General features: G+C 46.4%; 14 protein-coding genes. 6 read left to right on the forward strand and 8 right to left on the reverse strand.

The window, feature by feature from the left end; all coding sequences use genetic code 11:
- Positions 1 to 27: 27 nt before the first annotated feature.
- From ACFFUV_RS13360 to ACFFUV_RS13370, 3 genes are all read left to right on the forward strand, one after another.
- The gene (locus tag ACFFUV_RS13360) at positions 28 to 1,956 is read left to right on the forward strand and encodes a beta-N-acetylhexosaminidase (protein WP_390193604.1); all 1,929 of its coding nucleotides are present in this window, start codon (positions 28 to 30) and stop codon (positions 1,954 to 1,956) included.
- Between the two features lie 69 nt (positions 1,957 to 2,025).
- Positions 2,026 to 4,431 (forward strand): glycoside hydrolase family 94 protein, encoded by a 2,406-nt coding sequence (locus tag ACFFUV_RS13365; RefSeq protein WP_390193606.1) that lies wholly within the window; start codon positions 2,026 to 2,028, stop codon positions 4,429 to 4,431.
- Between the two features lie 47 nt (positions 4,432 to 4,478).
- The gene (locus tag ACFFUV_RS13370) at positions 4,479 to 5,891 is read left to right on the forward strand and encodes a phosphoglucomutase/phosphomannomutase family protein (protein ID WP_390193609.1); all 1,413 of its coding nucleotides are present in this window, start codon (positions 4,479 to 4,481) and stop codon (positions 5,889 to 5,891) included.
- Positions 5,892 to 5,978: 87 nt separating this feature from the next.
- On the opposite strand, the gene ACFFUV_RS13375 is transcribed toward ACFFUV_RS13370, so the two are convergent.
- The 6 genes from ACFFUV_RS13375 to ACFFUV_RS13400 form a co-directional block, all read right to left on the reverse strand.
- Positions 5,979 to 7,007, reverse strand: coding sequence for an ABC transporter ATP-binding protein (locus tag ACFFUV_RS13375; protein ID WP_390193612.1), 1,029 nt, complete (start codon positions 7,005 to 7,007; stop codon positions 5,979 to 5,981).
- Positions 7,007 to 8,632, reverse strand: a complete 1,626-nt coding sequence (locus tag ACFFUV_RS13380) for an ABC transporter permease (protein WP_390193614.1) — start codon at positions 8,630 to 8,632, stop codon at positions 7,007 to 7,009. The genes ACFFUV_RS13375 and ACFFUV_RS13380 overlap by 1 nt, the downstream gene beginning before the upstream one ends.
- 80 nt (positions 8,633 to 8,712) lie before the next feature.
- On the reverse strand, positions 8,713 to 9,726 hold the full coding sequence (locus ACFFUV_RS13385; protein ID WP_390193617.1) for a Fe(3+) ABC transporter substrate-binding protein: 1,014 nt from the start codon (positions 9,724 to 9,726) through the stop codon (positions 8,713 to 8,715).
- Between the two features lie 143 nt (positions 9,727 to 9,869).
- On the reverse strand, positions 9,870 to 11,099 hold the full coding sequence (gene amtB, locus ACFFUV_RS13390; RefSeq protein WP_390193619.1) for an ammonium transporter AmtB: 1,230 nt from the start codon (positions 11,097 to 11,099) through the stop codon (positions 9,870 to 9,872).
- Positions 11,100 to 11,126: 27 nt separating this feature from the next.
- A complete protein-coding gene (glnK, locus tag ACFFUV_RS13395) occupies positions 11,127 to 11,465 on the reverse strand; it encodes a P-II family nitrogen regulator (protein ID WP_093274608.1) in 339 nt (112 codons plus the stop codon).
- Between the two features lie 197 nt (positions 11,466 to 11,662).
- Positions 11,663 to 12,031 (reverse strand): YacL family protein, encoded by a 369-nt coding sequence (locus ACFFUV_RS13400; protein ID WP_390193622.1) that lies wholly within the window; start codon positions 12,029 to 12,031, stop codon positions 11,663 to 11,665.
- Positions 12,032 to 12,118: 87 nt separating this feature from the next.
- Here ACFFUV_RS13400 and ACFFUV_RS13405 point away from each other — a divergent pair, with 87 nt between their 5' ends.
- The 3 genes from ACFFUV_RS13405 (at position 12,119) to ACFFUV_RS13415 (ending at position 15,820) form a co-directional block, all read left to right on the forward strand.
- The gene (locus ACFFUV_RS13405; protein ID WP_390193623.1) at positions 12,119 to 13,264 is read left to right on the forward strand and encodes a sugar diacid recognition domain-containing protein; all 1,146 of its coding nucleotides are present in this window, start codon (positions 12,119 to 12,121) and stop codon (positions 13,262 to 13,264) included.
- A 137-nt stretch (positions 13,265 to 13,401) separates the two neighbouring features.
- Entirely contained in the window at positions 13,402 to 14,667 is a 1,266-nt protein-coding gene (locus ACFFUV_RS13410; RefSeq protein WP_390193625.1) for a GntP family permease, read from the forward strand.
- A 19-nt stretch (positions 14,668 to 14,686) separates the two neighbouring features.
- Positions 14,687 to 15,820, forward strand: coding sequence for a glycerate kinase (locus ACFFUV_RS13415; RefSeq protein WP_390193627.1), 1,134 nt, complete (start codon positions 14,687 to 14,689; stop codon positions 15,818 to 15,820).
- A gap of 125 nt (positions 15,821 to 15,945) precedes the next feature.
- Here the strand turns inward: ACFFUV_RS13415 and acnB are convergent, their stop codons facing one another.
- Both acnB and ACFFUV_RS13425 read right to left on the reverse strand, forming a co-directional pair.
- Positions 15,946 to 18,543 (reverse strand): bifunctional aconitate hydratase 2/2-methylisocitrate dehydratase, encoded by a 2,598-nt coding sequence (gene acnB / locus ACFFUV_RS13420; RefSeq protein ID WP_390193629.1) that lies wholly within the window; start codon positions 18,541 to 18,543, stop codon positions 15,946 to 15,948.
- A 253-nt stretch (positions 18,544 to 18,796) separates the two neighbouring features.
- Complete coding sequence (locus ACFFUV_RS13425; protein ID WP_390193890.1) at positions 18,797 to 21,064, reverse strand: patatin-like phospholipase family protein; 2,268 nt, start codon at positions 21,062 to 21,064, stop codon at positions 18,797 to 18,799.
- Between the last annotated feature and the right edge of the window lie 68 nt (positions 21,065 to 21,132).

The following is a 21,132-nucleotide window of genomic DNA, read 5'->3' on the forward strand; positions in this document are numbered from 1 at the left end:
GCCGTAAAGATTTCATGAGACGCAATAATGAATTACCGCATTGATCTTACCGTATTGAGCGAATCTGAACGCGGATGCCTTATGGGCCTGACCGTTCACAACCTCAGTGACCAACGTATTAGTTCTTGGTCACTGGAATTTCTCTTTGACCGTTATATCGAACCGAAAAGCTTAACAACAGGAGACATCCAGCAAGTGGGGAGTGATTGTTTACTGACACCGAACATGACACCACTTGAGGCCAATGGCCACTTCTATTGTGAGTTTCTCATACAGTCGATGCCGATTCGTTTTCATAGCGACGGAATTAAACAGGCGATGTTAGTGGTCGACAACCACCTTCGTTACCCTGTGGACGTCACACCTATCGCACTTACGCAGCAAAATGCCGACTCATCATCGCTGCCCCATCCGCTAGTTAGCGCAATTGCTATCATTCCCAAACCGCAACAACTACAAGCGCTATCGGGGCAATTCTTACTCTCTAGTAACACCTGTCTCTTGTGTCATAGCTCGCTCGCGGCGAACGCAAAACAGTGGCTTGAACAAGAGATGGCTGAGCTATATGCCATCGAATTTGGCCAGCAACCAACCCCCACGAATCATGTGGAACTTAAATTTAATCCAACACTGAATGCGCAAGGCTATCGGCTTAACGTTCAATCTCACTGCGTGTTGCTTGAAGCCAGTAGCGAACGAGGCTTTGTATATGGTGTCGCCAGCTTGCTGCAACTCTTAACCTTCCCTGACGAAAAAACCAAGTGTGGATACTTGCCATGCGTACTGATCGTCGACAAACCACGGTTTACTTATCGTGGCATGATGTTGGACTGTGCTCGTCACTTCCACAGCATCTCCAGCATCAAAAAGCTCATTAATCAGTTAGCCTATTACAAATTCAATACCTTGCATTGGCACCTAACCGATGACGAAGGCTGGCGCATCGAAATTCGAGCGTTTCCCCAGCTCACCGAGATCGGGGCAAAACGTGGCCATGGCACTCAACTCGAACCTCAATTTAGCCATTTAGACAGTGTTTACGGAGAATTTTATACCCAAACGCAAATTCAAGAAGTTATCGAGTATGCTGCGATTCGAGGCATTACCATCATTCCTGAAATTGATATCCCCGGACACTGCCGTGCGGCCATCAAATCTTTGCCCGAACTGCTGTTTAATCCCAATGACCACTCTCAATATAAAAGTGTTCAGCACTATCGCGACAATGTTTTATCCCCCGCTTTAGCTGGCACCTACACCTTCCTTGATACGGTCTTAGAAGAAGTCTGCGCACTGTTTCCTTCACCATGGCTGCATATTGGCGCGGATGAAGTTCCTGAAGGCGCATGGAGTGACTGCCCACTGTGTGCGGAACTGATGAAAGATCATGGTTATGAGCAGCCCAATCAGTTGCAGGGGCATCTTTTAAGCTATGTAGAAAGCAAACTCAAAAAATTGGGAAAACGTATGGTTGGTTGGGAAGAAGCGCAGCATGGAAACAAAGTCAGTAAAGATACCGTGATTTACTCATGGCTTAGTGAACAAGCGGCGCTGAACTGCGCCAAGCAGGGGTTTGATGTCATCTTACAACCTGGGCAGTACACTTATCTTGATATGTGCCAAGACTTTTCCCCGCAGGAACCGGGGGTCAGTTGGGCGAACGTATTGCCGTTGGAAACCACTTATCGCTATGAACCTCTCGCACAAATCGCCACCAGCGACCCTATTCGTAAACGCATTCTTGGCATTCAATGCGCCCTATGGAGTGAAATCGTCACCACGCCTCAGCGCTTGGAATACATGGTGTATCCAAGGCTAAGTGCGGTTGCTGAAGTCGGTTGGAGTCAGCCGACACAGCGTGAGTGGCATGATTACCTCAGCCGGTTACCCGTCCATCTTAAGCGCTGGGATAAACAAGGCGTTGGCTATCGAAACCCTTGGAAAACGAGTATTTGATTGCCCCGGTGGCCAGCAACGCCCTTAATTTCAGTTACTACCCAGGTCTATTTTTACAAGGATAACGCCATGAAATACGGCTATTTCGACAATGAAAATCGCGAATACGTCATTACGCGCCCAGACGCCCCTGCTCCATGGACCAACTATCTCGGTACAGAAAAGTTTTGTTCCGTGATCTCCCATAATGCAGGAGGATACGCATTCTATAACTCTCCAGAATACAATCGAATAACCAAATTCCGCACCAATGCAAGCTTTGACCGCCCAGGGCACTACGTATATCTGAGAGATGATGACACTGGTGATTATTGGTCTATCTCCTGGCAACCAGTCGCCAAAAGCCTCAATGAAGCCAATTATGAAGTACGTCATGGCCTCTCCTACTCTAAATTTCGCTGCGAGTATTCCTCTATTGTGGCGACCAAAACACTGTTTGTTCCTAAGGGTGAAGACGTTGAGATTTGGGATGTAGTGATTCGCAATACTGGCGATACACCGAGAAAAATCAGCGCCTTCTCTTTTGTTGAGTTCTCTTTTAGCCATATCGCTTCGGATAACCAAAATCATCAAATGTCACTCTATTCAGCAGGCACCAGCTACCAACAAGGCGTGATTGAATATGACCTTTTCTACAACACCGATGAATTTGAAGGTTTTTACTATCTGGCATCGACGTTTGAACCAGACTCTTATGACGGTCAACGCGATCAGTTTTTAGGTCTTTATCGTGATGAATCGAACCCGATTGCGGTTGAACAAGGTCAATGCTCAAACTCAGCGCAAACTTGCTATAACCACTGTGGTTCTTTACATAAACAATTTGAATTACAGCCGGGTGAGGAAGTCCGCTTTGCCTACTTATTAGGCATCGGCAAAGGCAACGGTCAACGCCTTCGCCAGCACTACCAGAAACCACACAACGTTGACAGCGCATTTGCCCAGATTCAGCAGCATTGGCAACAACGCTGTGACCAATTTCAAGTCCGCTCACCCAACCCAGGGTTAGATACCATGATCAACACTTGGACCTTGTATCAAGCAGAGACTTGCGTGGTTTGGTCACGTTTTGCTTCCTTTATCGAGGTCGGTGGGCGCACTGGGCTTGGTTACCGTGATACGGCGCAAGACGCCATCTCCGTGCCCCATACCAACCCAGATAAGACCCGTAAGCGACTTATTGATCTTCTACGAGGTCAAGTACAAGCAGGCTACGGTTTGCATCTGTTTGATCCTGACTGGTTTGATCCCGACAAAGCAGATGTCGCGCCATCCAAATCACCCACGGTCGTTCCTACGCCCTCGAATGAAGATAAAATCCACGGCATCAAAGATACCTGCTCTGACGATCACCTTTGGCTGATTCCAACCATATGCCGCTACGTAATGGAGACCGGAGATCATGACTTTATTGACCAAGTTATTCCTTACGCTGATGGTGGTGAAGACACGGTTTACCAGCACATGAAAGCCGCACTAGATTTTTCCGCCTTGCATGTTGGTCAAAGTGGGATTTGTAAAGGACTGCGCGCGGATTGGAATGATTGTTTAAACCTAGGCGGTGGTGAGTCTGCGATGGTGTCATTCTTACATTTCTGGGCATTACAAGAATTTATCGCCCTCGCTCAATATCGAGGTAAAACTCAAGACGCTGAGCATTACACACGTATGGCTGCAGACGTAAAAGAAGCCTGTGAGAGTGAGTTATGGGATGAAGAAGGCGGCTGGTATATTCGCGGCCTGACTCAGCAAGGCGATAAAATTGGAACGGCGCAACAAACGGAAGGTCGGATTCATCTTGAGTCAAATACGCTTGCCGTACTTTCCGGCCTCGCAGAGCCTGCTCGCGGCCAGCAAGCGATGGATGCCGTTGACCAGCATTTATTCAGTGATTACGGGTTACACCTGAATGCCCCGTCATTCTCCACCCCCAATGATGATATCGGTTTTGTCACACGAGTTTACCAAGGCGTGAAAGAAAATGGCGCTATTTTCTCACACCCGAACCCTTGGGCTTGGGTTGCGGAAGCAAAGCTAGGACGCGGTGATCGTGCGATGAAATTTTATGACGCGCTTAATCCTTACAATCAAAATGACATGATCGAAAAGCGTATCGCAGAACCTTACTCGTACGTGCAATTTGTTATGGGCCGAGATCACCAAGATCATGGCCGAGCCAATCATCCGTGGCTCACCGGCACCTCAGGATGGGCCTATTTTGCCGTCACCAACTTTATTCTTGGCATCCGTACCGGGTTTGATGCATTAACAATAGACCCTTGTATTCCCACCGACTGGCCAGGATTTGAAGTCACTCGCCAATGGCGCGGGGCCCGCTACGTCATTACCGTTGAGAATCCATCTGGCGTTAGCAAAGGAGTAAAAAGAATACAGCTCAATGGCAGCGCTATCGAGGGAGATATTCTCGCTCAGCCTCAAGGCACAGTGAACCATGTCGTGGTTACGCTCGGTTAAGCAATGATAAGGCCTCATAGCGTGAGGCCAAATACAAGGAATGAGTCATGATTCAATTTGGAACAGGAGGCTGGCGAGCCTTGATTGGCGAAGAGTTTACACGCGATAATGTTCGCCTTATCGCCCAAGCACTGGCCAATATTCTCAATCAAGAAGGCAAACAACAGAGCGGATTCGTTATTGGTTATGACCGCCGGTTTTTGTCAGACAAAGCCGCGCGTTGGCTGGCAGAAGTTTTAGCTGCCAATGGGATTAACGTCAGCTTCATCGATAAATTTGTCCCAACCCCTGTCGTGATGTTTAAAGCGAAACAGATGGACTGCGCCTACTCTGCATGCATTACCGCTTCGCACAACCCAGCTGACTACAATGGCATTAAAGTCTTTATCCAAGGGGGGCGCGATGCTGATGAAGAGATTACTCAGAGGATAGAAAGCCAAATCGCGCTATTAACCTTTGGTGATGTTTATAGCGTCGACTTTGATCATGCCGTCAATGATGGCTTAATCAAGATCATCAACCCAATGAATGAATTTGTCGATTCAATCATTAACTTTATCGATATTGAGGCCATTAAAGCAGCGAATTTGCGAGTATTGATCGATCCGATGTTCGGCGTGGCGAAAAATGCACTGCAAACCGTGTTAATTAACGGTCGATGTGATGTCGATGTCATCCACGATGGAAAAAATCCTGATTTTGGCGGCTTAATGCCTTCACCAAACGCCACAACGCTTTATCGGCTCAAACATCTGGTCGCCGCTGAAGGCTATGACATTGGCATTGGCACTGATGGTGACGCTGATCGCTTGGGTATCATCGATGAACAAGGGCACTTTATTCATCCGAATGAAGTCTTATTGCTACTTTATTACTACCTACTTGAATATAAAGGCTGGCGCGGCTCTGTAGTCAGAAATATCGCAACCACCCATTTATTGGACAAGATCGCCGCTGAGTACGGAGAAAAGAGCTTTGAGGTTCCTGTAGGCTTTAAGCATATCAGCGCTCAAATGGAAGCAGCCGATGCGCTGCTTGGCGGCGAAAGTTCAGGAGGCTTGACAATTCGCGGGCATATCAAAGGGAAAGATGGGGTGTTTGCTTCAAGCTTACTGATTGAAATGCTCTCGGTCACAAGCAAGACCCTGTCTCAATTACTCGGCGAAATTTACGATAGATACGGTTATGCTTATACCGCAGAAGGCGACTGCAGTTTTAAACCAGAACAGAAGCAGAGATTGTATGACAAACTCTATGTCCAACGTCAGCTACCAGATTTTGGCGTGGCGATAGAGCGCGTAAGTTACGACGATGGCGCTAAAGTTTATTTTAGCAATGGAGGGTGGGTCATTGCTCGATTTTCAGGGACAGAACCACTGCTGCGGATATTTTCGGAAATGGCAGATAAACCCTCGGCACAGAATATGGTCAAGATAATGAAACATTTTCTAGCTCTGTAGGAGTGAGTATCTTTAAGGCCAATCATTGCACAGAAGTAGGGGATATGAAGTCCCCTACTTTTTGATTCTACGACTGGCACTCGGCGGTTAAAAAGCCAATACGCCTTGCGGCTGAAGTCTCACCGCCACGGCTTGCCCTACCGTCAATGGCTCGTTGGAGCTTGCCAATAATTGGCTGCCGCTCGCATTGATCACGTAGCGACAATGATCGCCCATAAACTGCTGCTCTAAAACATGAATATCGCTGTTATTCACCGCTTCTAGCACCAGATGCTGTGGACGAAGCAACAGCTCGCAAGCTTGGTTTAAATCGATATTGTGTTGCGCTTTTGCAGGGATACAACCAAGCTGTGTTTGATACTCCGACTCAGAAATTCGCCGAGCCGCTAGGTAACTTCCTCCACCAAGAAAATCGGCGACGAACTTACTCGAAGGGTGGTAATAAAGCTCACTCGCGGTTCCGTATTGTTCAATAACGCCGTGGTTCATCACCGCCATCTTATCAGCAAAAGCGAACGCCTCTTCACGGCTATGAGTGACAAAAATCGCGGTCACGCCTTGCTGTTTGAATAATCGACGTATTTCAGCAATAAGCTCATGACGAACCTGAGTATCAATATTAGAAAAAGGTTCATCTAGCAACAGTAAATCCGGCTTATAAGCCAGTGACCGAGCAATGGCCACACGCTGTTGCTGTCCGCCAGACAATTGATGTGGATAGCGCTGGGCGAAGTCTTGCAAGTGCACCAGATGCAACATTTCATTGACCTTGTCAGTGCGCTCATTAGGCTTAACGTCCGTCAATCCAAAGCCGACATTCTCAGCCACAGTGAGATGAGGAAACAGAGCGTAATCTTGAAAAATCATACCAATATTGCGCTGCTCTGGAGGTAGCCAATCGCGTCCATCGTCCAATGTTTGGTGGCGCAAACTAATACTGCCAGAGCTGAGTGGTAACAACCCCGCAATGGCTTTGAGTAACGTTGTTTTCCCGCAGCCACTGGCTCCCAGCAAACAAACGATCTCACCCTGCTCTACCTTCAGAGACAGCGATTCAAGAATCACTTGTTGATCATACTTACACGTCAGGTGATTAATCGATAATGCGCTATTCATCAGTGTGTTTGCTCCAAGGAACGGTTAACTAATACGAGAGGCACCAGCCCCACCAGCACCAACAAAACGGCAGGAAGTGCGGCCAGCTCTAACTGCTCATCTGAGGCAAAGTTGTAGACATAAGTCGCCAGAGTTTCAAAATTGAAAGGACGCAGCAATAAAGAGGCATTGAGCTCTTTCATTGACTCGATAAAGACCAGTAACCCGGCAATCAGAGCCCCACGTTTAATCAGAGGCAGATGTACTCGCCGCAGCATTTGATTTGGCGTACAACCCATGGTTCTTGAAGCCATATCCAGAGAAGGAGAGAGTTTACTTAAGCTGCTTTCAACACTGCCAATCGCAACGGCTGAGAAACGTACAACCATAGCAAAAATCAACGCTAACATGGTGCCAGAGAAAATCAGACCAGGCCGTCCCCAATCCATCCACTTAGCGACATCATTGATTGCATGATCCAGTGACAAAACCGGCACCATTATTCCTATCGCTAATACCGTTCCAGGCACCGCATACCCCAGTGAAGATAAGCGCAAAAAACTCAAGCTACGCTTGTTGCTTTCTAAGCGATGATAGAAATTGACCGTCAACGCCACCATCACGCTGACGACAGCGGCTGCCAATGATACATACAAACTATTAAGCGCAAACTGGCGAAATTCTTCAGTCCAACTTTGTGCGAAATAATGCCATGCAAAGACCATCAATTGTCCTAAAGGAAAAATGAAAGCCACGGCAATCAAACCCCAACACCAAATCAGAGCACACCACTTCTTCCATCCCTTCAGCGTGTAGCGAAAATCTTCACGACTGGTAAATTCACTTTGAAATAGCTTCTGTTTACGCCGGCTATAACGCTCACTACTGAGCAGTATAACGATGAGAACCAACATCATCGCCGAGATTTTCGCAGCAGCACTTAGGCTGGAATACCCAAGCCAAGTATCATAAACCGCCGTGGTTAAGGTATTCACCGCAAAATAACTGACCGTGCCAAAGTCACCAATCGTCTCCATAGCGACAAGTGACAGACTGACTGCAATTGCTGGGCGTACAAGAGGGAGAGAGACACGTCGAAAGCTCTGCCAAGGGGAACATTTTAATAACCGCGCCGATTGGAGCAAAGAGACATTCTGCTCCATAAATGCAGCGCGGCACAGCAAATACACATAGGGATAGAGCACCAACGCCAGCACAATCGCGGCGCCGGTTAACGTTCGAATATCAGGAAACCAATACTCCTTAGCCTGCCAACCCGTGATATCGCGCAGCATGACTTGGATAGGGCCTGCAAAATCAAACCAATCAGTAAAGATATAACCGACAATATAGCCAGGCATCGCGAGCGGTAATACCAAAGCCCATTGTAAAAATCGTTCGCCAGGTAAACGACACATCGCCATAAACCAAGCACTTGGAATACCAAATAGGAGCGCTAAAACCATCACCCCTAGCGTTAGTAAAATGGTGTTATAGGCGTAGGTAGGCATGACCGTTGACATCAGATGGGCAAATAGCTCATCAGTGTCTCCGACCGAGGTATAGAAAATCGCGACAATAGGCAATACCAGTAGCAGCGTGAGAACGCCACTACTGGCCTGCCATAAATAATGTTTATCTTTCATTAAGGCCTAATGGGCGAAAATTACAGCGCTTACAACAACCCGCGCTGTGTTAAGTCTTTCGTTGCCAACAATAATAACAATTAAAGATCAAATTTCACTTCATCAAGTAACTTTATTGCCGCTTCGTGATGTGCCGCAATCTCATCTAAAGGCAAGGTATCCGCTTTAAATTCACCCCATGAGCCCACTAATTGAGACGGTTCAACACCTGGTTTCACCGGGTATTCAAAGTTGATCTCAGCATACATTGTCTGTGCGGTGTCGTTTGATAAAAACTCCATCAGTTTCAATGCATTTTCACGGTTAGGTGCGTATTTCGCCATCGCCATCCCAGAGATATTCACATGCGTACCTGTGCTATCTTGGTTAGGGAAGTTGATATACACCGAGTCTGCCCACGCTTTTTGTTCAGGGTCTGTCACCATTTTGCCTAAGTAGTAGCTATTACCCAGAGAAACGTCACACAAACCTTCCTTGATTGCTTTAACTTGAGCACGGTCATTACCTTGCGGCTTACGTGCTAAGTTAGCTTTGACGCCTTCCAGCCACTGTTTGGTTTCTGCCTCACCATAATGAGCGATCATCGATGATACCAATGAAATGTTGTAAGGGTGCTTTCCACTACGCGTACAGATTTTTCCTTTGAATTCAGGCTTGGCAAGATCAAGATACTCAAAGTCTTGACCAAGCTTTCCAATACGCTCTTTTGACGAATACACAGAGCGAGTGCGCGTTGTTAAACCAAACCACTCGTTATTACTGTCTTGATATTGACTTGGAATATTGGCTTCAAGAACTTCGCTATTTACAGGCTGAACCACTTTCTTATCGGTGAGTTCCGAAAGGCGAGCAATATCCACGGTGAGCAAAACGTCCGCCGGGCTGTACTCACCTTCCTGAACTAACTTTTCTGCGATGCCCGTTTTAGCAAATTTCACATTGACACGAATCCCGGTTTCACGCGTGAACTCTTCAAGCATAGGTTCCACGAGAAACGGTTGACGATAAGAGTAAACATTGACTTCTTCAGCAGCCATCGCTGATGGAGTCAGCGCACTTAGTGCCAATAGAGAAAGTGAAAAATATTTAGTCATTCAGGCAGTCCTTTACAATTATTAGTAGTAATAATGATTATCAATTAAATAATTATAAGCAGACGAAAACGGTATACAACGCTGTAAAAACAAAAAACCTGCCCTCGGGCAGGTTTTTTTCGTTTCGTTTTGTAACCGAAAGTTTATTTCACAGTAACGAATTCAGGGTAAGCACCAACACCACAGTCATGCATGTCCATACCTTCCATTTCTTCGTCTTCAGAAACTCGGATACCGATCGTTGCTTTCAAGATAGCCCATACAATTAAGCTCGCTACAAATACCCAAGCAAAGATAACAACGGCACCAAGTAGCTGAGAACCAAACGAAGCATCACCATTGCTTAGAGGCACAACCATTAGACCAAAGAAGCCACACACACCGTGTACAGAGATAGCACCCACTGGATCGTCGATTTTTAGTTTATCAAGACCAATAATGCTAAACACAACGATTGCACCAGCAACAGCACCGATAGCCACAGAGTAAAGCGGGCTTGGTGATAGTGGGTCAGCAGTAATCGCAACAAGACCAGCAAGTGCACCGTTAAGGATCATAGTTAGGTCAGCTTTGCCCCAAGTTGTTTTACAAACAAGAAGTGCGGCAATAGAACCTGCGGCTGCAGCTGCGTTAGTGTTTAGGAAAATTTGGCCAACGGCTGTTGCGTTCTCAAAGTCAGAAACCATAAGCTGAGAACCACCGTTAAAGCCAAACCAGCCAAACCATAGAATAAAGGTACCTAGCGTTGCTAGTGGCATGTTTGAACCAGGGATTGGGAAGATTTCGCCGTTTTTACCGTATTTACCTTTACGAGCACCCAGCAACAGTACACCTGCAAGCGCAGCAGAGGCACCCGCCATATGAACGATACCAGAACCAGCAAAGTCGCTGAAGCCAGCAGCAGATAGGAAACCGCCGCCCCAAGTCCAGTAGCCTTCCATAGGGTAGATAAACGCTGTTAGTACAACAGAGAAAATCAAGAACGCCCATAGCTTCATACGTTCAGCAACTGCGCCAGAAACCACTGACATTGCTGTTGCAACGAACACAACTTGGAAGAAGAAATCAGATTCTAGAGAGTGGTCTGCACCTTCACCTTGAGAGCCAATCAGTGCTCCGAATGAAGGAAGCCAACCGCCTTCTGCGTTATCTACATACATGATGTGGTAACCCACTAGCAGGTACATAGTACAAGCGATAGCATAAAGAACGAAGTTCTTAGTTAAAATTTCAGTTGTGTTCTTTGAGCGAACAAGGCCCGCTTCAAGCATGGCAAATCCTGCTGCCATCCACATTACCAACGCACCGGAAATGAGGAAGTAGAAGGTATCAAGTGCATAACGTAACTCGGTTACTGTTGTTGCGATTTCCATAGTATTACTCCAATCCTTATTATTCTTTTACAGCGCTTCTGTATCCATTTCACCAGTACGGATACGAACGGCATGGCTCAGATCGTAAACGAAGATCTTACCGTCACCGATTTTTCCGGTGTGCGCTGCTTTAGTGATGGCTTCAATCACGCGATCAACGTTCTCAGCTTGAGTTGCGATCTCCAATTTTACTTTTGGTAGAAAATCTACCTGGTATTCGGCACCGCGATAAAGCTCGGTGTGACCCTTTTGACGTCCGAAGCCTTTGACTTCTGAAACAGTCATACCCTCGATACCCACATCAGCAAGTGCTTCGCGAACATCGTCTAATTTGAACGGTTTGATTATGGCGTTAATGAGTTTCATTGCATCCTCTCTGAAGCAGTCTTCCTTTCACAGCAATAAACAAAACAAGTGTCGTGCCAACTTTTTAACCTATTGATAGTTAACAGATTTAGTAAAATCCTTTGCATATAACAAAAAGGGTTGCACTTTTTAAGTGCAACCCTTTCCCTAAAACAATGCGCTTTTTTATTCGCTCACCAATTCAGTGCAGTTGGTTTTCAGCGCATGATGAATTTTTTCCAATCTTGCATCACTAAATCGAAATCTTCTAAACCACAATAGCTCACACTTTCGCAGTCATAGATCTCAAAAGACTCACCAGAAAGTTCATCCCCCTCTCCTTCAAGCGCATTTTGCTTTATTTCAACTTCATTATTCGAAATAAACATACTGATCTCACGACCAACTAATTGAAAAGTTTGGCTGTTATTTTTTTTAGAACTTACAATTAAATCAAAGATTTCTTCTACTCTTTCTAAACGATTTCCGACTTCCTCTTGCAGCCAGCGCCCCAGCACTTCATGGCCCATTGAGAACGAACAGGTATAACTGCCATCCAGAGTATTTTTTTTAAATTCGTAATCCATCGTGTTTCCGTTTGGCTAATCACTATAGCTTATTGTACTTTGCCTGATATTATCCTTGATTCCACTCGTAGACTCCAAATAGAAATCATGCAGTTAAATGAAGTGATCGCCAAACAAATCGTTGAACGGGCCATGAAAATTATTCACTACTCGATTAATGTCATGGACGAACAGGGACGAATCATTGGCTCTGGCGACCCAAACCGACTCTACCAGCAACATGACGGTGCTATTTTGGCGATCACTGACAACCGTGTCGTTGATATTAACGTAGCCACCGCCGAAAACCTCCAAGGCGTAAAGCCGGGCATCAATTTACCGATTCACTATCAAGATCAAGTCATTGGTGTGGTTGGTATTTCAGGACAACCCGATGACGTTAGGCGCTATGGCGAATTAGTAAAAATGACCGCTGAGTTGATCATAGAACAAGCGGATATGATGTCCAAGATCGAGTGGAATAAACGCCATCGTGAAGAACTACTACTTCAGTTGATAAAAGGAGTTACGCTTAAAGAAGAGCAGATCAACTCCATTGCTGAACGGCTAAATTTGGATCTCAGCCAACCAAGAATTGCATCAGTGATCAAAGTCATCCCCAAAAAGGGGCATGTGATCACCCTTGAACACTTGCAAAGAGTGGTTCACCTTCTCGAATCACCAGAAAAAGACAGCATAGTTGGTATTCTTTCCGTCTCATCGAACCAAATTGTGGCATTAAGACCAATAAGCATCACTTCACAAGGTTGGTCCCAAGATATCGAGACGAAACGACTGCATACTCTTCTCAAACGCATTCAGCAGGAAAACGAATTTTCGGTCAAAATTGCGATTGGCGATTACTTCCCCGCTCTCTCAGGATTGGCGCAATCCTTTGAAACAGCAAGATTAACCATGCAATTAAAGCAGAACAGTACAAAGTCACTGCTGTTCTATAGCGACCACCAATTACCCGTGTTACTCAGCGGTATAGAGTATCAAGATTGGCAGCAACAATTACTCAGAGAGCCGATTGATAAACTTGAAAGGCATGACAAAAAAGGGACGTTGCTGAAAACCCTGCACATTTATTTTTCCCAAAACTGCGACCTGCATCAAACTAGTGCAAGCCTACATATTCATCGTAATACTCTACGTTATCGACTGGAACAAGTAGAAAAGATAACATCTTTAAATTTCAATAAGTTAAATGAGAAAACTTTGCTGTATTTAGCCTGCCAGTTCCACCTATAACGTCTGAAATCTTGTAAAAAAACACAACAAACTAAGGTCTTGCATGCCGACTATTTGTTCAATAGTACAAAGAAGCGATGCATCGCTTTCCATATAGTAGCCAAGTTAAAAACCTAAAAATACTATGGAAATAGAACATGATTGAAGTCTCTACTTTAGGTGCTCTGGCTGCATTAGTTGTAGCCATCACATTGATCTTAAAAAAAGTGCCACCTGCATACGGCATGATTATTGGTGCCCTAATCGGCGGTGTAGTTGGTGGGGTCTCACTGACAGAAACGGTCAGTTTGATGATTGGTGGAGCTCAAGGAATTGTCACCGCAGTCCTGCGCATTTTGGCGGCGGGTGTATTGGCAGGCGTACTGATTGAGTCTGGTGCCGCTACATCAATTGCAGAAACCATTGTAAAAAAAGTTGGCGAAACACGAGCGTTATTAGCTCTAGCCCTCGCCACGATGATTTTGACTGCTGTTGGCGTTTTCGTTGACGTCGCGGTCATCACCGTCTCGCCTATTGCTCTCGCTATCGCTCGTCGTGCAGACCTTTCTAAAATGGCCATTTTGCTGGCGATGATCGGTGGTGGTAAAGCAGGAAACGTGATGTCACCTAACCCGAATGCCATTGCAGCAGCCGATGCCTTTAATGTACCTCTGACCTCCGTCATGGCCGCAGGTATTATTCCAGGATTATGCGGTATGTTCTTCGCGTATTTCATTGCCAAAAAGCTGGTTAATCGCGGCTCAAAAGTGCAAGAGAAAGAAGTGATCGCGGTTGATCATGCCAAGCTGCCTGGCTTTGGCGCTGCAATTGTTGCTCCATTAGTGGCGATTGCCTTGCTTGCGCTTCGTCCTATCGCAGACATCAATGTGGATCCACTGATTGCTTTACCACTTGGAGGCCTGCTGGGAGCATTGGTCATGGGACGCTTCCGTGACACTAATCATTTTGCCGTATCAGGACTGAGCCGCATGGCGCCAGTGGCCGTGATGCTGTTAGGTACGGGTACTCTAGCCGGTATTATTGCTCATTCCGGTCTTAAAGACGGTCTGATAGATCTATTGACCGCTTCCGGGCTGCCTTCATATTTACTTGCCCCTATTTCAGGTGCCATGATGTCATTAGCTACCGCATCAACAACGGCAGGTACTGCCGTCGCTTCCAATGTGTTTAGCCATACTATTCTTGAGTTAGGTGTACCAGCATTGGCCGGTGCAGCAATGATCCACTCGGGGGCAACGGTATTGGATCACATGCCTCATGGTAGCTTCTTCCATGCCACTGGTGGTGCCGTGCACATGGATATTCGTGAACGTCTAAAATTAATCCCTTATGAATCTGCGGTCGGTCTTATGATTGCGTTCATCTCTGTGATGGTCTTTGGCGTCTTCGGCTGGTTTATTTAATTTCAGTTAGGAACATAAAATGAAAATTGTCATTGCTCCAGATTCTTTCAAAGAGAGCTTGACGGCGATGGAGGTCGCTCAAGCGATTGAGCAAGGTTTTCGCCAAGTCTTGCCAGACGCTGAGTACGTAAAGCTTCCCATGGCAGATGGTGGTGAAGGCACCGTACAGTCTTTGGTTGATGCCACTCAAGGTTCTATCGTTGAACTCGACGTTACCGCGCCGCTAGGCAATAGTGTTAAAGGTTTTTTTGGCCTGATGGGGGACAAAAAAACCGCAGTAATTGAAATGGCAGCGGCCTCTGGTTTGCACTTAGTCTCATTCGAGCAGCGAAACCCGTTACTGACCAGCAGCGTGGGTACTGGCGAGCTGATCAAAGCGGTACTCGATCAGGGCGTGAAACATATCATCATCGGTATTGGTGGCAGTGCGACTAATGACGGTGGTCTCGGTATGGCGCAAGCCTTAGGCGTCAAAATGCTGGATGCCGAAGGAAATGCTCTCGGCGCTGGTGGTGGTGAGCTCAATAAATTGGCTCGAATTGATGTGAGCGAGTTAGATCCTCGCTTAAGTCAAATCACCCTTGAGGTCGCTTGTGATGTTGATAATCCACTTTGTGGTCCTAAAGGCGCCTCACATGTGTTTGGCCCTCAAAAAGGCGCGACGGAGGAGATGGTCAAAACCTTGGATGAAAACTTAGCACACTACGCCCAGATCATTGAACGCGATCTTGGCTGCTCGGTCAAAGATCTTCCGGGCGCGGGTGCTGCTGGTGGCCTAGGAGCAGCGTTTGTTGCGCTTCTTGGCGCTCAACTTCGTCCAGGCATTGATATTGTCATGGACGCGGTCAACTTTGATGATGTCCTCGCCGATACTGATTTAGTGATTACTGGTGAAGGTCGAATTGACAGCCAAACCATTCATGGTAAGACACCAATCGGTGTCGCTCGAATGGCTAAAAAGCACGACCTTTCGGTGATCGGTATTGCAGGCAGTTTGGCTCAAGATTGTGGTGTCGTACATGAGCATGGGATTGATGCGGTATTTTCTGTGGTAAATGGAGCAGTGCCATTAAAAACGGCTCTAGAACAAGCCGCCGATAACCTGCAATTGACCGCGCGTAATGTCGCAGCGATGTATAAAATGCGCTATTAAGCGCTTGTTGTTTGACCACATCATCGTGACCAAATAACTTGGTTACTGACCAAATAAAAAGCCGCTGAGTTCAGCGGCTTTTTTCTGTTGCTTACCCTATGGATATTCTAGGGCGCTGGAGCTGCTTACGCTGGCTCTTGGAAAATAACATCCTGCGCTTTCTCAACATAGTTATCCATCAAGTGGAAGTTGAGGTAACGATAAGTATCGGCTGCTGTTGCATCGATTTGCTCAGCATACTGCAGGTACTCATCTTTGGTCGGAATACGGCCAATAATCGCCCCCACTGCAGAAAGTTCTGCTGAGGCCAAAAATACGTTCGCACCATTACCAAGACGGTTCGGGAAGTTACGTGTCGACGTCGACATTACGGTTGATTTCTCAGCGACACGTGCTTGGTTACCCATACACAATGAACATCCCGGCGTTTCTATACGCACCCCGGCACGGCCAAAGATGCCATAGTAACCTTCTTCAATCAGTTGGTCTTTATCCATTTTGGTTGGTGGAGCCACCCAAAGACGTGTTTCCAATTGACCATTGTACTTATCAAGCAGTTTACCCGCAGCGCGGAAGTGACCGATGTTAGTCATACAAGAACCGATAAACACTTCATCAATTTCCGTACCTTGAACATCTGACAACAGGCGAGCATCATCCGGGTCATTTGGTGCACACAGAATTGGCTGATCGATTTCTGCGAGATCGATTTCGACAACATGCGCATATTCGGCATCTTTATCCGCTTCCATCAATTCAGGTTTCGCTAACCACTCTTCCATTGCTTTAACGCGACGCTCAATCGTACGGCGATCGCCATAACCTTCTGAGATCATCCATTTCAGCATAGTGATGTTAGAGTTGAGGTACTCAGAAATCGATTCTTGAGATAATTTCACGGTACAGCCAGCGGCTGAACGCTCAGCCGATGCGTCTGATAATTCAAACGCCTGCTCAACCGTTAAATGCTCAAGACCTTCAATCTCCAACACGCGGCCAGAGAACTCATTAATTTTACCTGCTTTCTCTACCGTTAATAGACCTTGTTTAATACCGTAATAAGGAATCGCATGAACCAAATCACGTAACGTGATACCTGGCTTCATTTTCCCCTTAAAACGCACTAACACTGACTCAGGCATATCAAGAGGCATCACACCAGTTGCCGCAGCGAACGCCACAAGACCAGACCCCGCAGGGAAAGAAATACCAAGAGGGAAACGGGTATGTGAATCACCGCCTGTACCCACGGTATCAGGTAGCAACATACGGTTTAACCATGAGTGGATAATACCGTCACCAGGACGTAGAGAGACACCACCGCGATTCATAATGAAATCGGGTAAAGTATGGTGCGTATTGACGTCGACAGGTTTTGGATACGCTGAGGTGTGACAGAATGACTGCATGACTAAATCTGCAGAGAATCCTAGACACGCTAAATCTTTGAGCTCGTCACGGGTCATTGGACCGGTGGTATCTTGCGAGCCAACGGTGGTCATTTTCGGTTCACAGTAAGTACCAGGACGAATGCCTTCGACACCACACGCTTTACCGACCATTTTCTGTGCAAGAGTGAATCCCTTGCCTGAATCAGCAACTGGCACAGGTTTCGCGAATACATCACTTGGCTCAAGGCCAAGAGACTCACGTGCTTTATCTGTTAAGCCACGACCAATGATCAGTGGAATACGTCCGCCAGCACGTACTTCGTCAAGCAAGACACCGGTTTTCAATTTGAAAGTCGACAGGACTTCATCCGTGCCGTGAGCGCAGACTTTGCCTTCATAAGGGTAAACATCAATCACATCCCCCATGTTCAGCTTCGATACATCCAATTCAATAGGTAATGCACCAGCGTCTTCCATCGTATTGTAGAAAATCGGGGCAATCTTACCGCCAAGCACAAAACCACCCGCGCGCTTGTTCGGCACAAACGGAATGTCATCACCCATAAACCAAAGCACAGAGTTGGTCGCAGATTTACGAGAAGAGCCTGTACCAACCACGTCACCAACGTACACCAGTTTGTGGCCTTTCTCTTTTAGCGCTTCAATCTGTTTGATCGGGCCTATTGTTCCTGGCTGATCCGGCTCAATTCCTTCACGTTCGTTTTTGAGCATCGCCAAAGCGTGGACAGGAATATCAGGTCGAGACCAAGCATCTGGAGCTGGAGACAAGTCATCCGTGTTGGTTTCACCCGTGACTTTAAAGACCGTTAACGTGACTTTTTCTTCCAGCTTAGGCTTTTTCAGAAACCATTCGGCTTCAGCCCACGACTTAAGAATCGTCTTCGCAAACTCATTGCCATTTTTAGCTTTTTCTTCAACATCATAGAAAGCATCAAACATGAGCAAAGTATGAGACAAGGCTTCAACCGCAATCGGTGCAAGTTGTTCATCATCAAGTAAGGTAACTAAAGGCTCAATGTTGTAGCCGCCTTGCATAGTGCCAAGTAGCTTGGCCGCATGTTCACGACTGACGAGAGGGGATTGGACTTCACCTTTAGCAACAGCAGTCAGAAAGCCGGCTTTTACATAAGCCGCTTCATCAACACCAGGTGGAATACGGTTTTCCAACAGGTCAAGAATAAACGCTTCTTCACCTTGAGGGGGATTTTTCAGAAGTTCAACCAGACCAGCGACTTGCTCAGCGTCTAGTGGTTTAGGGACGACTCCTTCGGCAGCACGCTCTTCGACGTGTTTACGGTAGGCTTCAAGCACGACTTATTCCTCTCATTGCGGTTCCTCCTATATTTTTTTAAAAATGAGGAGTGAACATCCTTGGAAACTTGGCTCCCTTTCGCCTTTTAATCACTCATTTTTGACTGAGAAACAGCGCCAGAGAGGCCAAACTGTGGAACGGAGAATAGCAAATTTAACTTAAAATTAAAATCTCATCACTTTGACCAACATATCAACTTGGAACAAAACTTGATGAATATCCCCGTTTTATATTATGTCTTGGCAAAGTGCACTATTTAAAAGTAGTACCTAAGATCAAGTACACAGAATTATAGCCCTGCTCCGTTTGTCCATAAGCGAGCATAATAGGCCCGAGTGGCGAATCTACGCCAGCAAAAACTGACCCAGCAACATACAAGGGCAATTCATTGTAATTCAATGAATCATCAGTCCATACGCCACCATACTCCATCGACGCACCAAGATAAAAGGGCGAAGTGAACAATCCGAAGTTATTATCAAACCAGCGATAACGGTACACAAGGCTTGCATACGCTTTGTTTTGTCCAATCAAGCTATTGCGCGGAATTCCGGACAGATTTAAGAATCCGCCCACTTCTTTAGGGTTGATCGGCATGGTCGAGTTTTTATTTTCCACCCACTCAAAGTCAGTATTCACCACCGCGGTGTGGCGTTCTTCCGTATATGCCCACATAAATTTCGCTTGGAATTCATGGGAAGTATCATCGCCAGACTCGATGTCAATTTGGCTTTGATGATCTTTGATGTTGTCATGGGAAACTCGATATTTAAGATCCAGATAAACCCCGCGAGTCGGCAAACTGTAATTATCCAACGAATCAATTCGATAATTAATAAACGCCCCTAAACTTCTAAAGTCAATTTCCCCATAAGAAGGCAAGGTCGAGTAATTGCCACTGCCTTTGGTAAAATTAATACCGAGTTTGAGTTCTCGCCACAACCAAGCTTGGTAACCAATGGTCGTTTCAAACTCAAATTGGCGATAGTTGACTGGCAAATAGTTCGTGGTGGTGCTGAGGTCTGTATTCTCAAAGCCAGCCACCGGCGCACTGCGTTGCTCATCTGCATAACCGACACTAAAGGTCGTGAAAACTTCTTGATGAGAGAAAAAAGGCGAATAGAGTTCGGCTTCGAGTAACTTATCTGTGCCCATTTCAACATTGGTACGCAGTTCTGCGCCATGCTGATTGAGGTCAGTAAAATTAAACGATGCTCCCAATGAATACTGACTTTCGGTTTCAAAGTCATCTTCCAAGAAAAAGCGAAAGTTAAGGTAATTCGGGCCCCAAGATTTTTCATTAACGTCGACGGTCAACGTGGTTTGCTGCGCATCATCTTGTGAGTAGCGGTAATTGATCAATTCAAAACGATCCAGTGCATATAAGTCCTGAATTCGCTGTTCAATGTCTTCCGATTTATAGGTATTACCCGGCTCTAAATTGAGTTTGTTTTCAAGAATCAAATCGCTGTAGTGGGTTCGATTATTGATCACCAACTTATCGATTCGGGTGTTCGAACCATAATGCAACTGACGTCGCACTCTTTGTTTATGCTCAATGTAGCGCTGGTAATCCCCTGGGGAGAGCGCAATTTTCTCCAGCTCATCCTTAAGAGCCATGACCGCACCATACCCTTTGACATACGCCTCAGGCATTTTTTGAAACTCCGTCGTTTCCATATCGCCAACTTCAGGGCGTATCAGGAAGTCAGTGTCGCTTAACGTATCGGCCTGCTCTTTGGTACTGCGCCTAACTAGATAGTTAGAGAGTTGCTCTCCAACCGTAAAAAAAGTTTTGAAATCGTCTTCGGTTTTATAATCAGTACTGATATCCACAGCAATGACGACCTCCGCACCAATTTCACGGGCGATGTTGACCGGCATATTATTAATCACACCGCCATCGACCAGCAGCCGGCCATTCAAATTGTAGGGCGGCAAAGCGCCAGGCACCGACATACTTGCCATCATGGCATCGGCTAAATTGCCCTTATCAAGAATCACAGGTTCCAGTTTGACGATGTCCGTTGCGACAGACCGATAGGGAATGGCTAATTCATCAAACGACTCAAAAGCGGGCAAGTTACCAGACGTTTCGCGCAAAATACGTAACATTCCTTGCCCCTGAACGAGACCTCGGTAAGCGCGAATCTCCCCCCAGCGTACGCCTAAATCTGTGGTTAGTTGATAGCGGTCTTCATATTCTTTATCACGAATTCGGCGATCACTTCGGCTCACTCGGTCACGGTAGCCGCTATTCCAATCCACCGAATAGATCAATGCTTCGATCTCATCCGCGCTCATCCCAGTGGCATACAATCCACCAAAAAATGCCCCCATACTGGTGCCAGTAATGAAGTCGATTGGGACGTGCAGATCTTCGAGCGCTTTAAGAACGCCTATATGCGCAGCACCTTTGGCACCGCCACCAGCAAGCACCACGGCAATTTGAGGATGATGTGGTGGGGTTGGATGGAGCGATTGCGCCGCCACCTTAAAACTGAGCAACCCCAAAATCATCAAATAAACACTATTTCGCACTGCTTATTGTTATCCTTACTATCACGCACATTGGGCTCGAAGTGCCA

The organism is Vibrio olivae, assembly GCF_042428525.1.
GTDB classification, from domain to species: domain Bacteria; phylum Pseudomonadota; class Gammaproteobacteria; order Enterobacterales; family Vibrionaceae; genus Vibrio; species Vibrio olivae.

Excerpts from the sequence above, each read along its gene's own strand:
- ACFFUV_RS13360 (WP_390193604.1), top strand. The coding sequence starts at position 28 with ATGAATTACCGCATTGATCTTACCGTATTGAGCGAATCTGAACGCGGA.
- ACFFUV_RS13365 (WP_390193606.1), top strand. The coding sequence starts at position 2,026 with ATGAAATACGGCTATTTCGACAATGAAAATCGCGAATACGTCATTACG.
- ACFFUV_RS13370 (WP_390193609.1), top strand. The coding sequence starts at position 4,479 with ATGATTCAATTTGGAACAGGAGGCTGGCGAGCCTTGATTGGCGAAGAG.
- ACFFUV_RS13375 (WP_390193612.1), bottom strand. The coding sequence starts at position 7,007 with ATGAATAGCGCATTATCGATTAATCACCTGACGTGTAAGTATGATCAA.
- ACFFUV_RS13380 (WP_390193614.1), bottom strand. The coding sequence starts at position 8,632 with ATGAAAGATAAACATTATTTATGGCAGGCCAGTAGTGGCGTTCTCACG.
- ACFFUV_RS13385 (WP_390193617.1), bottom strand. The coding sequence starts at position 9,726 with ATGACTAAATATTTTTCACTTTCTCTATTGGCACTAAGTGCGCTGACT.
- amtB (WP_390193619.1), bottom strand. The coding sequence starts at position 11,099 with ATGGAAATCGCAACAACAGTAACCGAGTTACGTTATGCACTTGATACC.
- glnK (WP_093274608.1), bottom strand. The coding sequence starts at position 11,465 with ATGAAACTCATTAACGCCATAATCAAACCGTTCAAATTAGACGATGTT.
- ACFFUV_RS13400 (WP_390193622.1), bottom strand. The coding sequence starts at position 12,031 with ATGGATTACGAATTTAAAAAAAATACTCTGGATGGCAGTTATACCTGT.
- ACFFUV_RS13405 (WP_390193623.1), top strand. The coding sequence starts at position 12,119 with ATGCAGTTAAATGAAGTGATCGCCAAACAAATCGTTGAACGGGCCATG.
- ACFFUV_RS13410 (WP_390193625.1), top strand. The coding sequence starts at position 13,402 with ATGATTGAAGTCTCTACTTTAGGTGCTCTGGCTGCATTAGTTGTAGCC.
- ACFFUV_RS13415 (WP_390193627.1), top strand. The coding sequence starts at position 14,687 with ATGAAAATTGTCATTGCTCCAGATTCTTTCAAAGAGAGCTTGACGGCG.
- ACFFUV_RS13425 (WP_390193890.1), bottom strand. The coding sequence starts at position 21,064 with ATGATTTTGGGGTTGCTCAGTTTTAAGGTGGCGGCGCAATCGCTCCAT.